This window comes from Absicoccus intestinalis, assembly GCF_033971885.1.
GTDB lineage: Bacteria > Bacillota_I > Bacilli_A > Erysipelotrichales > Erysipelotrichaceae > Absicoccus > Absicoccus intestinalis.
In genome coordinates, this window is sequence record NZ_JALBUS010000004.1 from 118,691 (window position 1) to 131,870 (window position 13,180).

The window sequence follows — 13,180 nt, forward strand, 5'->3', positions numbered from 1 at the left end:
GTTCCTTTCTAAAAATTTTCATTCATCCAATCTTTAAATAAATCTCTGGTTTTTTTACCGGAAACATGAGAAGGCTCACCAGAATCCTTCACTTTTGGATATCCATTTGGATTCGCAAATTTCAAAATGGCTTCTGCTTGTGTTTTACACGATTCTTCATCATCACCAGATAAAAGATCATATGGTACCCCTGTTTCCTTCGATACTTTCATACGCAGATCTCTGACCTTATTTGATTTTGTGATCTGATCAAGCTGTGCCTGCAGTGCATCGGCCTTCTCTGTTGCCTTTTGAAGCTCCGTTTTTTCTGCTTCTTCCATTTCATCAAATTTCGTGGCTTTCGCCTTTAGATCATCATAATCTGCATACTTGTTTTTAACTTCTACGATACGTGATTGAACAATGCGATTTACATCATCCTGCGTAAAAGTTTTTTCCCCTGTTTGAGGGTCGTTTCCCATATTGGTATTTTGTTCGCTCATATTTTCCTCCTTGAGCTGTAGCTCCATAAAATGGATAGTCTTATCCTCGTTTATGGCACGAGTTGCCATATAAAAAGATGGTCATTGCTGATCATCTTTTTTAGCATATAATTCACGTCTTCTGGCGTTACGATCATCTTTGATTTCATCATAGCCTTTTCTGCGCATGGAATTAAGCTTTTCATTAATGGTGTCGCCTTCTGCATCATCAATTTCTTTACTAAGACGATCCGGGTCATATCCTTCAACCGTACTTTCACCATCAAATCGTATCGCAAATTCACAATCGCAATTGTTATGGATATGGCCTAAATATCTATTGCCATTATTCAAATTAGCATGAAGCCATCCGAAACTAGATAAATACTTACAATAGGGGCATGAATCACCATGATTGATCCATGCGTATTCTGCACCATCTCTTTTAGCGTTTTGTAACATCGTATCGGATGCTGATTTTTTGACCAGACGGCCTATCGCATCAGCTGGACCATTTAATTTATCTTTTGTCCCATTGATGGCACGGGCAACATCTGCCATTTCTGGTAAATCTGCCGGAACAGCACCAATTACATTGGCATTTTGCAGTTTGGCCAGTTGGTCATACATCTGACATGCCAATTCGGATGATGCGCCTCCATAACGATTGACCAATGAATACGCATACTCAATGATCGGGTACATATCTTCTGTTCCATGTCGTTGGATATACTCATTCAATAATTCGGATGCCTTTTTGTTGATTTTCGACAACCTTGTCACATAATCAAGCCATTCCTTCGATGTTATCTGCATTATCTTTATCCTTTACATTAGAATTCATCGATCTAATTACATTGGAATTAAATTCTTGCTGAATGACCAAATTCCCCTGGTTTCTCTTTTCCTGTGCCTTGATGCGTTGAATATCTGCTTGATCAAATCCAACCATTTCCAAGAATACATCCGTTTCCCCAAAGCCTTGACGGGTTGATGCAATCTTGATTGCGGCATCTGCTGTTACAGCAACTGATGGCATAGCCGGATTCTTGAAATGAGGAATGATATTTCTATCATTATCTTCCAATTCATTTAAGCTGCAATTTTTAGCAACTGCCTGTGCCATTTCTGCAATGGTCTTCAATGATTTTGCATTTCCAGCATTGAGCTGTTCTGCCAATGAAACCAATGTCTGTGATTGTGCCAGGATAGCATCCGATGAAGTCGGATTGGCATCATTGACAACACCTGTATCCGTTACTGTCAATCCAGTTGCAGCGCTGAACTGTGTAGCTAATATCCTTAGCATCTGCACATGCGGTTCAATCGAGCCTTGAGAAAACTGGCCGACCGTCGGCTTCTCGCCTGTTTCTGGATTGCTTGTTGATGCCAAGATACTACCGATATACTGTCTGAATTTGTCGGATATGACCGCATCATACTGATCATCCGTAAGGCCAAGCATATACTTTTGCGGACTTGTTGAAAATTCAAGCCCGATCGTTGCGTTGGCAACTGTCCGCACATACCCCTGTATCAATCGGCGTACAGACTCTTTTATTCTTGAACGTCCAAACGGCTTTCGACTGGTTGCATTCCATATCATAGGTTCCATCAATGGTCTTCCCATGCGATGCGGATGCTCGATTGCTTCCCATCTATCATCTATTTTGACGAGCTCCCAAATTGAATCATCTGTATACAGATTGATATGAGAAGGCGTCCATGTCTTGTCTTTCTCATCTTTAACGGTATCGATAATAGCCATTCCACACTCGATACGGCCTTTTTCGCCGTTCCATAAGGCTGATGCACTCATCGGTGAATGGAATCGAATACGACATTGAATATCATCATCAGCGGAAAGTGTCGCAAATGTACATCCAAATTGAAGCTCATCACGACATGCTTTCATATATTCGGACACAAGATTATTTGCGTTCATGATACTCATGACCTCATCTGCATCATTACCATCCATACTGACAAAACCATCAAACATGGACCTGGACGCCAAGACATCGACGCATTTTGCTCCCCATTCACAACTGATTTCCAAATTATGGAAATGTTTAGGAATAGCCAGGCCTAGATTGACCTCAGATAACGGAATATGACCTTCGTAATATCTTTCTTTAGTTGCGTTTTTTGCATTGTGATAGTTGAATGTTTCAACTAATTCTTGCAATTGCATCTGTTCTTTTAATCCAAGCCCAACGACTTGATCCGGAACAATTGTTAAATTTACCATCATCCAATCCTCATCTTTCTATGTGGATCTCTTTTTGATTCTTTCGCACCCCAAAAAGCTAATGCACATGCTTCAATTGGAGATGAATCATCTCCACCAAAGGCCCATCCACCGCCTAATGGTCGTTTGATTGATGTTAATGCACTATCACTTAAAGCATCTTGGTATTCGTACCAAGTCACTGAATGCTCATTGATTGCGTCCGTCAATAGACTGACCGATGCCAATACATCCTTTATCCTTGGTCGTATGATCGACCCTTTTGCGCGCCATGTATCAGAAATACGATCAACAAGCACATCGACACCATTTCTTCCATCAATCACCACACAAGATGCCTGATGATATCTTTTATTTAACCAATCAGATAGCCATCGGATGCCTTGCCCTGTCGGTTTACGACTGATAAATGAAATTCTTGGTTTATTGTTGGATTCAAATGGTATAACTGCACCACATAGGCACACTTCAGAGCCATCCGGACTGAACTTAACACCATAGGCCGTTTTCCCATTTGGTTTTGGCTCAAGAGATGCACATGCTTCCCATGCTTCTTTATGAATTGCAGAATCATCCTGTTCAGTTATTGCCGGGCTCCACCATCCAAGGCGCTCACGGGCAAAACCGTCCGCACTCATCGTTCGGCATTCCTCGGAAGTAAATTCTTCTGACAGGTGATATCCAAGAGATGGGTTCGTACTATACCAAACGGATGAATCTGCAATGTTGATATCCGTTATACTGTCACCATCAACGGACCACTCATGCCACGCATCATGCGGTCCAGGATTCTGTAATGATGTGGTACGTCTTCTTCGGAATACTTCTCCAGGACATCGAGGGTATGGCGGCGTACCTGTATAGATGATCTGTCGCGTACCGGTAGCACTGGCAGCCAATGTTGCCATGATAGCTTCCACTTGATCATCTGTTAATTCCTGTGCTTCGTCGTATATGACCAATGAGATCCCGTCGAAACCACGAGCAGCCTGTCTCGATCGGGCAGAATATTCAATGACACCGCCATTAGTCAGTTCAATACCTTCTTCGCCATTAGTAAAAGATATCCGCGATACCTTATCCATGATCTCTGGATGGTTCTTATTGGTGAACATCTGAACTAAACGTTTAAATGATTTTTTGGCCGTCTTTACCTGGTGAGCCGTATGCAGGATCTTTTCACCATTAATGATCAGACCAAAAAACTCGCGTGCCTCAAGACAAACATTTTTACCATTTTGCCTAGGTACCGCGAGTCCTGCCGATGTCATTGTATATTTTTCGTTTTCATCAAGACCCAACCAACAATCAACGACCAACTGTTGCCATGGATCAAGCTTAGATCCATATGCCTCCATCAAATCACATGCATCTTGTCCATCTGAGTGTGTTCTTTTTGGTTCAATCTTGATTCTAGGCTCTTGAGAGCCCTTTAAGCTTGCGATTGTCTTCTCTCCTTGATGATATCCAGCATATTCTTATGCTTCAATTCTTCTTTCTGCTCGTTAGCCACTTCTTCTGGAAGACATTCGAGTATCTTGTTCATGCCAAGTATATAAGACTTCCATAGATTCTCATACGACTTAAAAAGCGGATTCTCTCGATATCCGCTTTGACCACCGCCATTGTTGTATTCAATGATGATATTTTGCTCACACGCTTGTTCACGAATGTCCTCTAATTTGATCTGCATCCAGGATACATTTTGTATGATGGGCAACATCATTTTGATGGATTCATCACTGAAATTGTTTGTTTTTAATAGCTTTTTTAACTTGTTTTGGGCCCTTTTTGCCCTTGTTTTTACTGTATCCTCCAACCTTATATGTCACCTCTTTCCTGACCACCCCCTGCCACCCAATGGGTCAGGGGGTAAATCGGCGCTGACGCGTGAGCTCGCCGTCATGTTAAAGGAGGCTAACCTCCCCACCTTAAAATTTAAAAATGTTTTTACCAATCACCATCTGAAATTGGTTTTTTCTTTTTTTTACTTAATAATTCAACACTAAAATCCACTTTATTGGACTTCCAGGCATTGCAACAATAGTGAGCTGCCTGTAGATTGTTCCAATCTTCTGCCGCAGCTCTTGCACTTGGATACCCAAATTCTTTCCACCGGCTAACAGGTTTTATTTCATCAATCACAAAACTCAATGGATGTTTAAAATCACTTGGTTCATCATAGTGGATTGGACCATACCTACCATGGCATATACCACACTCACACCCCATCGCTTTCAACCGGGCACGGTGTTTTCGGCGCAGGGTACCATTTGCATATCGTACATTCTGTTTCATGCTCCCCACCCTATTGGATAGGCACGATAAAAGGCGGCGCTTCAAGAGCATCCGCCTCGTGTGCTTATCTACTGGTTACCTTCCTGGTAACTCTGTACATTACCATACTATCACATAAAACCAGGAAACATTGTTTCCTATTTTAAAAATTTATACAAATATTTCATCTTTTTATTGACGTTACGTTACCGTTACGGTATAATATAAATGTAGAAAGGAGAACAAACCAATGGACAATATAGTCCTTGTGATCAATCTTATCACCGCTATCATCAATCTGTTAACTGCCGTGATTATGATAGTGGCGATAGTCAAAGATCACTAACGATTGGAGAGGATAAAACCTCTCTAATCCTCAACTGTATTGTATCACATTGATTCAATCATAGACATGGAAACAATCACATTGATCATCAGTATTGCAGCACTATGCATATCAATATATGGATTAACAATCGCAATCAAAAATAGAAAGGACAAATAACATGCATACCAAATCAATCAAGCTATCAAAAAAGAAAGATGGTCGTGGCTATATAACTAGCTATACTGTAAACATTGGCACAGCAGAGGCTCGTGAATGCGGTCTTGTATCAACCGATGGATCACCCATTGAATTAGAAAAGGTCATCGATACCGAACATGGCCAAATCATCATCAGAAAGAAAGTCACGGAGTGATCCGTGATTTTTTTATGCATTACTTGTACTTAATTCATTCAACTCATTTCGTATATGCTTCCAAAGTCCAGGTCTTGTATACCCATATTTTTCGGCAACGGCATTAAATGTCATATCACCAACTACATATAAATCGAAAAGAATGTTACGATCACGAATGTTAAGTAGTTCTAACCATCTGCACTCATAGATGCGTTTTTGATAGTATTGTATTTCTCTTTCAACGCGCTCTGCCTTTTCCATCAATCCAAGTGGACTGATGTACTCATGTTCATACTTCGGCATTGGTAATGTTGATTGTTCCTGCTCTCTAGTAAGATGCACATTGGCATGCGATAAGCCTAACTTTTGGTGATTGATAACCTCCAATTGTTGATTAAGCTCAATAATGCGATGACAGCAATAATTGAGTGATCTTAAATCGTTTAATATTTGTAGCTCTCTTGCCATGCGCCTACCTCTTATATTGATAAAATTGGCTTTTATCCAAACACCATACTTGTCCATCATCAAACTGGACATCATATAGCTCACCTAGGTCCATCTTAGTGATATGGATAACAACTCCAATTTGACCAATATAATCTTTTTTTCGTTTGCCGTTTTTGCTAACTATAAAGTCTTCGTATGAATGTATAAGCTTTTTGAACTTAACCCTAGTCACATTGTTCTGTGCTTCCATTTACACACTCCTTTAATACCTCATATGCCTTGTTTACCAGTTCTAATTGAAACCATGACCCACATCGAATCGTGTGATCATATGCAATTTTATACAAATATTCCAATGCATCTTTTTCGCCCATATTGCCTTGCCTCGTTCTCTCTTTTTTATTGTCAAATAACTCTATATTATTTTACATTTGGATTTCATTGCTCATAGCCTTTAACCGTGCCGTTTCAGACCGTTTTTTCAAACCAAAAACTTTGTATATTTTTTAGGCCATAAAATCATCCGTTTTTCCACATTTCATCCAGATGTTTTTTCTTCTGCTTTTTTGTCGATTTCGAATAAATTGATGTCGTATCAAGACTGGAATGGCCAAGTATATCTTTCAGCTCTGTCACGTCTCCAATCTGTTCCATGAAACGTGTTGCGAACAGGTGCCTAAATGCATGCGGATGAATCTTGCTTAGCTTGATGCCTCGACATTGACCAGCCACTTGCTTCAACCCTCTGTATACGCTCATATAATCCACATCAAATAGCTTTCCTTCATCGATTCCAGTGCCCTCTGCGTACGATATCAATTCACGTCTAAGCTTCGTATCAACGATGATATCCCTTGTCTTCCCTTTGTTTCGTACCGTGATATACGGCCCTTTTCTAAGACTTTCTATCGTAAAATACTTTAATTCGCCGATTCGGATACCTGTTTCACCAAGTATTCTCATGATGTAATACATATCCATCTCATCCTTCTTTTTGGCCATTCGAAGCATCCTTTTGTACTCTTCCTTGGTTATAACATCTTCAATCGATGCTTTTTCCTGGACCTTGATATTTTTAACGGCCAGTTTTGAATCAAACCGTTTCAAGCGTGATAGATCATCAATGTTTGATTCACAATATTTGACCAATTTGTTGATGATAACAATTTCATTGTTGACCGTCTTTGGACTGTATGTATCAATCAGATGGCGTTTGTAGTTGATCATGGTCGCCTTAGTAACCTCGCCATCCGGGATATACTTCAAGAATTTATTGACCGCGCATTCATAGCGCTTGATCGTGTTCTCACTTTTTTCATCTTCAAATTCGAGATCCAGCCATTCCTGTTTCTTATTTTCAAGATCATGCTTATTCATAATTGCGCTTTTTCAAGGAAAGTAAAATTATCAACTACAACTTCAGTAACATATTTCTTAGTGCCGTGATCATCATCATAGTGCCTTGTCTGTATACGCCCTTCCACACCGATCAATGATCCTTTATTAAGATATTTAGCCATCGTCTCGGCCAGTCGGCCCCATACGACACAATTGATGAAATCAGCTTGCTGCTGTCCTTCTCTGACAATGCTTCTAGCCACGGCCAACGTAAAAGGCGCAACACTGGTGCCTGAAACAGTGCTGCGCAATTCGATATTTTTTGTCAATCGTCCTGTTAATACTGCTCTATTGATCATAATTTCCTCTTTTCCTTAAACTAAAGCTTTTGCTATTTCGATTGCTTTTTTTGCTATTCTGGCGGTCTCGTCTCCACCAAAATTGATTGTCATCAGTTCGATAAGTAATTCACTAAATTGCTTTGAAAGTTCAAAACTTTGCTGTGATTGTTTCAATGCATTAGTCATAACTTTGTGAGTGTAGAATTGATCTTCCATTTGCTTTTCGACTGTTGCTTTTTTCATCGTTTTCCTCCTGGCATTTCAGGCATTGGCATCCAATGAGTGACCCCATTCTTTTTGTTCCAATGACTTTCAGTCCATCTGTATGATCCATCAGTATGTAAATTGATAATATATTCTCCAAATTCTCCATTATCACCACGTTCTTTTTCAAAATAACAATCTATTATTCTTTTTTCACTTTTACCAAGATACACAAAATATACATCATTCGTTTTTGGCAATTTATCATCAACACTAATCCAATTACCAAATTTAACGATGTTAGCTTCTTTATCTGCAATCGTGCATGCTTCTTCTAGCTTCCCCAATGCCCAGTGTATGCCATTTCCAAAAGCAATTTCATTTTCATCGATCAAACTTAAAATAGTATTAAGCGCCATAATGTAGCTTTGCTCTTTACATAATTCATTCATTTTTTACCTCTTACTTTACGACCATTGATCGTCATCAAATGTATCTAAGATCATACATTTTTTTCTTGTATCTGCTTCTGCAAATATCAGATACCGTCTGTCGTGATATATACAAGTCGCTTGATGCCGCTCTTGTTGATGGCCATTGTTTTACAAGCTGACCATCTTCATACAAGCCGATTGCCTTGCCAAATGCTTGTCTATTGTTTTCAGTAATGTATTTTTGTCTATCAACTATCTCGATCTTATTCACATCCCAATTATTGCTTTTTAGAAGCACATACTCTCCATCGTGTAGATCCATAAAATATCTCGCATAGACTCTTGCTGCTGATACTTCATCAAATCCACCAATCCGGACTGTCCAAATGCCATGATGCAAATATGGCATGAGTTCGTGCTTTTTGCCCGAACGGATGTACAATCGATAAAATCTTCCATCACATGTCACGTACCATCTAGATGGACACCTTGACGCATTTAGTTCAAAAAACTTATACTCTTTGAACTTACTCGATTCTTCGTCTTCATCTACTTCCACTAGATAGCAGCCATGATAATCTTTATTTTGATATACAAACCTTTCAAATCCACAGTTTGTCAGGCCAAGCTCATCCATCACCTCGCCGGATGTGATGATACCTCTGACATTGGTAATATCTTTTCTGTCGAGCATGTAATATCTTTTGCTTCTTTTTTTATAAGCCGTATTGATCATCCTTTTTTGGCGGCTGTTTATATTTTTTCAACCATTTTCGATAGCATGTATAACCACAAAAATATATGATCTTTCCGTGATTTTTCGTCTTGTACAGCCAATCCTGTTTATATGTGGATGTCAGCTTCACCTTTCCACACACTGGACACACTATCTTTTCAAATTCAGATATCTGCATATTTTTTTCACATACCTGAATATTTTTCGAAAATGATTCTTTGCCCACAGCCTGAGCAGAATCTATCTGACGGATATACAAACTCACCACACACCGGACATCGATAAAGATTCATACTGTCCGGAATGTGTCTTGCAATCTTTGGTGCATATCTCACACTGCTGTATAAGCTGACGTTTTTGCTTCTTGCCCTTTTTTTGCGTTTCCTAGCCACAATCCAATACCTCGCTTAAAATAACCTTCCCTGCACATTTACTGATTTTATGTATTTTCCAAACACCTGGAACAAAGACTGTTCATCAAGAACGGATGCACCACATCCAAACATCTTTTTCCCATGGCTGATGCTGTAATGATATACATCAGATCCATAAAACTCTTTCGGTTTGATGTAGACAATGAATTTGTAGCCATCAGTTTGAAAGCTAATGGCATCATTGCCAATGTATTCATCCAAATGTGTCACAACACCGTATCGTTCTTCAATGTCTTTCCTAAGGTCCATGAGATTGAGCATCATTTAACCCTTCTTTCATTTTTTCGATTTGTTGGATCAGTTCATCACTTGCTTGTTCCTGACCGATATCGCTATACCAATCCGGATAATCATTTGTTTTCTTTTTTTCATTGCGGCTCCAATTTCTAAATACCGCTTTCCAATCAACGATTGGTGCATTACCGGTCGTCCAATTAATTGCATTGTAGTAATCGTAGAAACGTTCAGGGTCCACCGATGAATGGATCTCATTTTTGTAAGCGATGATTTCATCCAGAGTTGGTGGCAACTTTCTCTCTACTCTCTCTTTATTCTTTATATTCTTATCATTCTTTACATTCTTGTTTGTTGCCCTTTGATTGCCCTCTGTTTGTCCAATGGTGTGCCCATTGTCTGCCGTTTGTGTACCTTTTGTTTGCCCTATTGATTGATACAAATCGTAGTTTAGTACCATTATTAGGGTGTTTCTGTTAGTACTTTTGCTTGCCACATCTCCGGTTTTTTCTAATTTTTTCAAGCTATTTCTAACCTGTTTTACAGTTAGTCCAGTCTGAACCGACAAACTGCCATAACTGGTAACCAAAGAGCCACGCTTTATGACCTGTCCGCGCCATCTCTGATCAGTATGATTGGCCATCAGTAGCAGATGTATAAACAAAGCTTTGGTATTAACATCTGTGTACCATTCCCAGTCTATGATCTTCCGATACAGCTTTATAAATCCCTCATTCATATGAATCTCCTAGAATTGAGAAAGATGATCCATCACATTAAGGATGGTTCCAAACCCACTCAATCCTGTCACATTGAATACTGCTCTCATACCATCATCAAAAATGGCAATCACTTGTTGCTTGTTTCCATATCCGGCATGCTGCACATACCTTAGTTCTTTTAAATCCACGAGCTCATTGGTACATGCTAAAGCGTGCTGCAAATAATCCAATATGATCTGTTTATTTTCATCAAACATATGATCCATCCTTTCCAAACGGCCATTCCTACTGGACTGCATACGGTCTTAAGACGTGGTAGCAAATTTGAATGAATATTGAAGGAAAATAATGCAAAGAAACTGTAAATACGTATCTGCCAAAGGCATTCATTCATCTTATATAGACCATACACAGTACAGTAGAAATGACCGGAATGTTGTGCTAAAATATGTATGTTATTTATTCGCGACTGATCTATGTATCAGTTGCTTTTTTTATTCCCATTTTTTTAACTTCTGAGGCCGTTGACGGGAAAGCACGAATGAATATACTCGATGGTATCAGATATCTTTTATTCATTGTTTTTGATAGAAATTGATATTCTTCAGTTTCACACCATTTTATGCCGTCATTACCAGGCCTTTGCTGCAAAATACGAATGCTATCATATGCAGTTTTTTCACTTACGTGAAGCAAATATGAAACATCTTTATAGTTTAGATATGGCTTCATTTTTTACCATCCTTTCCTTTTATGCTTGCCCACAGATATCTGCCTGCCAGTTGATCGCCATCATTTTTTTTGCCGATATAGAAATGGCTAGAGTTTCAGATTGACAGACAGGTATCTGCAGACAAACACAATCGATTTATCTAACTAATACACCATGCTGTTATTGCGAGCATCACATACAGCATTGCAGCTGCAATAAATGCCGCAGTTACAATTTCAATCAAAGATTTGATAAGCTTTGATGATTCCTTTTTTACTGGCTTTGGCTTTAATGCCTCAACCTCTCTTTTTGACGCCATATCATTGATATGACGCATCATTTCATAATCCATAACTATTTCCTTTCTGTTACAATCTCCTCTTCATCACCAACATTCACTTGATATAATGCTTATATAAGTGGGGTGGCTTTTATGCATGATTTCTTATCCAGCAATGAAATGAGTAACATCATTTCCGTACTTGCCTTATTGGCTGCTTTATATAGTATTTGGTATACAAAACGTTTCAATCGTCCACGTATTTCTATTGAAGATTTTCATGTTGATAGATCTTATGAATATCCAAGCATTGAATTTTCGATACTAAATTTTTCAAACACACCAATTACTTTGAAATCAATTACTTTTTCATTTGATGGGCATCCTGTATCTCCAATGAGCGAATATGAAGGACCCAAAGAATCAATTGATTTTCCAAATGGTATACATTTGGAAAACCATATCGTTAATAGCTCACCATTGGTGCTTGAAAGTGAAACAACAATGCTGCCAAATTCAAAAGATAAATATCGATATTACTTTAAAAATGTAGATCATGAAGTGACTATCACCGTTGAAACGAATCGGATGCTTTCAATCTGTTCTAAAAAGAAATCATTTGTTTTCCGCACGAATAAATGAAATCAGTATCACGATCTGACAAATCAACGTGCATATGTTGCATATAATTGATAATTTTGTTGTATCCATATAGGCCTCCTTAATAATTTTTTCTGTTACAATCCCCTTGAAAGGAGGAAAAACAATGGATGAAAAATTAAAACAATCAGTAAATTCAGCATTAGCTCCAACTATTAAAAATTTACAAGAATCTCTTAAATCCAGTATCTTGACATACAATTCTGAATATTTTGAACGTATTAGTAAAAACGTTTCTAATGCCTTCAATGATTCTCCAATAGCTAACAAAATAACATCAGAATTTATCGATACAATTAACGAACTAGTATCATCTTTAAATTCAATAGACTTGGACAGTTATAGTGAAGATGATATTGTTCCCAATGAAGTTGCGAATGCTGTTAAAAAAATAGTTACTTCACTCAATGAATTGCCTAATAATAAACAAAAATTAAAACAGATAATTATCAAAGAGCCGATAACGCGCACTGATATTTACAATTTGATACTCATCTTACTGACAATCTTCACTATTTTGAAAGATTAATGATCATGCTCAAAAGCATAATTAAAATCAATACAAATTGATAAAAAGTGCATCTATCAAATAGCCTCTTTAGACTTTGAATTTCACAATCAAGGTCTTTTATTTTTTTATCTTGATCCATATTTCATCCTTTATGACGCATCGTTTCATAATCCATAACTATTTCCTTTCTGTTTGAGAAGTTGCATTATTGCAACTTATCGCCAAAAAAAATTAATCCTGCTTTTTGAGGCGTTATATTAAGAGCTACAACTATTTTTTGGGCAGTGGAAACTGAGCAAGATCTACCGTCTAGTAAACGACTAATTGTAGACTTATCTACACCACTTTTATTGGCTAAATCAGTAATTGTATATCTATTTTTCCTAATTTCGTCATTGAGCATTTCAATATTTACATCCATCACAACCTCCTCCTTTCAACGTTGCGTTATC

The 13,180-nt window shown here is 38.3% G+C and carries 24 protein-coding genes; 3 read left to right on the forward strand and 21 right to left on the reverse strand.

Annotated features, from left to right (window positions below; all coding sequences use genetic code 11):
- Window positions 1–8: 8 nt before the first annotated feature.
- The 6 genes from MOZ64_RS03805 to MOZ64_RS03830 all read right to left on the reverse strand — a co-directional run bounded on the left by MOZ64_RS03805 (window position 9) and on the right by MOZ64_RS03830 (window position 5,010).
- Window positions 9–482, reverse strand: a complete 474-nt coding sequence (locus MOZ64_RS03805) for a capsid assembly scaffolding protein Gp46 family protein (RefSeq protein ID WP_320325279.1) — start codon at window positions 480–482, stop codon at window positions 9–11.
- An 81-nt stretch (window positions 483–563) separates the two neighbouring features.
- Window positions 564–1,277 (reverse strand): VG15 protein, encoded by a 714-nt coding sequence (locus MOZ64_RS03810; protein ID WP_320325280.1) that lies wholly within the window; start codon window positions 1,275–1,277, stop codon window positions 564–566.
- Window positions 1,249–2,715 carry a phage portal protein gene (locus tag MOZ64_RS03815; RefSeq protein ID WP_320325281.1) on the reverse strand — a complete coding sequence of 489 codons (1,467 nt, stop codon included), beginning with the start codon at window positions 2,713–2,715 and terminating at the stop codon, window positions 1,249–1,251. The genes MOZ64_RS03810 and MOZ64_RS03815 overlap by 29 nt, the downstream gene beginning before the upstream one ends.
- The gene (locus tag MOZ64_RS03820) at window positions 2,712–4,070 is read right to left on the reverse strand and encodes a terminase large subunit domain-containing protein (RefSeq protein WP_320325282.1); all 1,359 of its coding nucleotides are present in this window, start codon (window positions 4,068–4,070) and stop codon (window positions 2,712–2,714) included. Before MOZ64_RS03820 ends, MOZ64_RS03815 begins: the two co-directional genes overlap by 4 nt.
- 74 nt (window positions 4,071–4,144) lie before the next feature.
- Window positions 4,145–4,531, reverse strand: a complete 387-nt coding sequence (locus MOZ64_RS03825; RefSeq protein WP_320325283.1) for a hypothetical protein — start codon at window positions 4,529–4,531, stop codon at window positions 4,145–4,147.
- Window positions 4,532–4,662: 131 nt separating this feature from the next.
- Window positions 4,663–5,010 (reverse strand): hypothetical protein, encoded by a 348-nt coding sequence (locus MOZ64_RS03830; RefSeq protein WP_320325284.1) that lies wholly within the window; start codon window positions 5,008–5,010, stop codon window positions 4,663–4,665.
- 485 nt (window positions 5,011–5,495) lie between these two features.
- Between MOZ64_RS03830 and MOZ64_RS03835 the strand changes: the two genes are divergently transcribed.
- A complete protein-coding gene (locus MOZ64_RS03835; protein ID WP_320325285.1) occupies window positions 5,496–5,690 on the forward strand; it encodes a hypothetical protein in 195 nt (64 codons plus the stop codon).
- Window positions 5,691–5,702: 12 nt separating this feature from the next.
- On the opposite strand, the gene MOZ64_RS03840 is transcribed toward MOZ64_RS03835, so the two are convergent.
- From MOZ64_RS03840 to MOZ64_RS03900, 14 genes are all read right to left on the reverse strand, one after another.
- Window positions 5,703–6,140 carry a hypothetical protein gene (locus tag MOZ64_RS03840; RefSeq protein ID WP_320325286.1) on the reverse strand — a complete coding sequence of 146 codons (438 nt, stop codon included), beginning with the start codon at window positions 6,138–6,140 and terminating at the stop codon, window positions 5,703–5,705.
- A 4-nt stretch (window positions 6,141–6,144) separates the two neighbouring features.
- Complete coding sequence (locus MOZ64_RS03845) at window positions 6,145–6,372, reverse strand: hypothetical protein (protein WP_320325287.1); 228 nt, start codon at window positions 6,370–6,372, stop codon at window positions 6,145–6,147.
- Complete coding sequence (locus tag MOZ64_RS03850) at window positions 6,347–6,496, reverse strand: hypothetical protein (protein WP_320325288.1); 150 nt, start codon at window positions 6,494–6,496, stop codon at window positions 6,347–6,349. The genes MOZ64_RS03845 and MOZ64_RS03850 overlap by 26 nt, the downstream gene beginning before the upstream one ends.
- A gap of 145 nt (window positions 6,497–6,641) precedes the next feature.
- Window positions 6,642–7,499, reverse strand: coding sequence for a tyrosine-type recombinase/integrase (locus tag MOZ64_RS03855; RefSeq protein WP_320325289.1), 858 nt, complete (start codon window positions 7,497–7,499; stop codon window positions 6,642–6,644).
- The gene (gene ssb, locus MOZ64_RS03860; RefSeq protein ID WP_441293711.1) at window positions 7,496–7,819 is read right to left on the reverse strand and encodes a single-stranded DNA-binding protein; all 324 of its coding nucleotides are present in this window, start codon (window positions 7,817–7,819) and stop codon (window positions 7,496–7,498) included. Before ssb ends, MOZ64_RS03855 begins: the two co-directional genes overlap by 4 nt.
- Window positions 7,820–7,834: 15 nt before the next feature.
- Entirely contained in the window at window positions 7,835–8,044 is a 210-nt protein-coding gene (locus MOZ64_RS03865; protein ID WP_320325290.1) for a hypothetical protein, read from the reverse strand.
- Entirely contained in the window at window positions 8,041–8,457 is a 417-nt protein-coding gene (locus MOZ64_RS03870) for a DUF551 domain-containing protein (protein WP_320325291.1), read from the reverse strand. Before MOZ64_RS03870 ends, MOZ64_RS03865 begins: the two co-directional genes overlap by 4 nt.
- Before the next feature lie 34 nt (window positions 8,458–8,491).
- On the reverse strand, window positions 8,492–9,175 hold the full coding sequence (locus MOZ64_RS03875) for a hypothetical protein (RefSeq protein WP_320325292.1): 684 nt from the start codon (window positions 9,173–9,175) through the stop codon (window positions 8,492–8,494).
- A 185-nt stretch (window positions 9,176–9,360) separates the two neighbouring features.
- Window positions 9,361–9,468 (reverse strand): zinc ribbon domain-containing protein, encoded by a 108-nt coding sequence (locus MOZ64_RS11670; protein ID WP_502547939.1) that lies wholly within the window; start codon window positions 9,466–9,468, stop codon window positions 9,361–9,363.
- A gap of 114 nt (window positions 9,469–9,582) precedes the next feature.
- Window positions 9,583–9,873 (reverse strand): hypothetical protein, encoded by a 291-nt coding sequence (locus MOZ64_RS03880; protein WP_320325293.1) that lies wholly within the window; start codon window positions 9,871–9,873, stop codon window positions 9,583–9,585.
- Window positions 9,848–10,582, reverse strand: a complete 735-nt coding sequence (locus tag MOZ64_RS03885; RefSeq protein ID WP_320325294.1) for a hypothetical protein — start codon at window positions 10,580–10,582, stop codon at window positions 9,848–9,850. Before MOZ64_RS03885 ends, MOZ64_RS03880 begins: the two co-directional genes overlap by 26 nt.
- Before the next feature lie 9 nt (window positions 10,583–10,591).
- Entirely contained in the window at window positions 10,592–10,822 is a 231-nt protein-coding gene (locus tag MOZ64_RS03890; protein ID WP_320325295.1) for a hypothetical protein, read from the reverse strand.
- A gap of 217 nt (window positions 10,823–11,039) precedes the next feature.
- Complete coding sequence (locus tag MOZ64_RS03895) at window positions 11,040–11,297, reverse strand: hypothetical protein (protein WP_320325296.1); 258 nt, start codon at window positions 11,295–11,297, stop codon at window positions 11,040–11,042.
- Between the two features lie 140 nt (window positions 11,298–11,437).
- Window positions 11,438–11,629, reverse strand: a complete 192-nt coding sequence (locus MOZ64_RS03900; RefSeq protein WP_320325297.1) for a hypothetical protein — start codon at window positions 11,627–11,629, stop codon at window positions 11,438–11,440.
- 81 nt (window positions 11,630–11,710) lie between these two features.
- Between MOZ64_RS03900 and MOZ64_RS03905 the strand changes: the two genes are divergently transcribed.
- Window positions 11,711–12,199: a hypothetical protein gene (locus MOZ64_RS03905; RefSeq protein WP_320325298.1), complete on the forward strand. Its 489-nt coding sequence runs from the start codon at window positions 11,711–11,713 to the stop codon at window positions 12,197–12,199.
- Window positions 12,200–12,323: 124 nt separating this feature from the next.
- A complete protein-coding gene (locus MOZ64_RS03910) occupies window positions 12,324–12,746 on the forward strand; it encodes a hypothetical protein (RefSeq protein ID WP_320325299.1) in 423 nt (140 codons plus the stop codon).
- A 187-nt stretch (window positions 12,747–12,933) separates the two neighbouring features.
- Here the strand turns inward: MOZ64_RS03910 and MOZ64_RS03915 are convergent, their stop codons facing one another.
- Window positions 12,934–13,149, reverse strand: coding sequence for a helix-turn-helix domain-containing protein (locus MOZ64_RS03915; protein WP_320325300.1), 216 nt, complete (start codon window positions 13,147–13,149; stop codon window positions 12,934–12,936).
- Window positions 13,150–13,180: the final 31 nt, after the last annotated feature.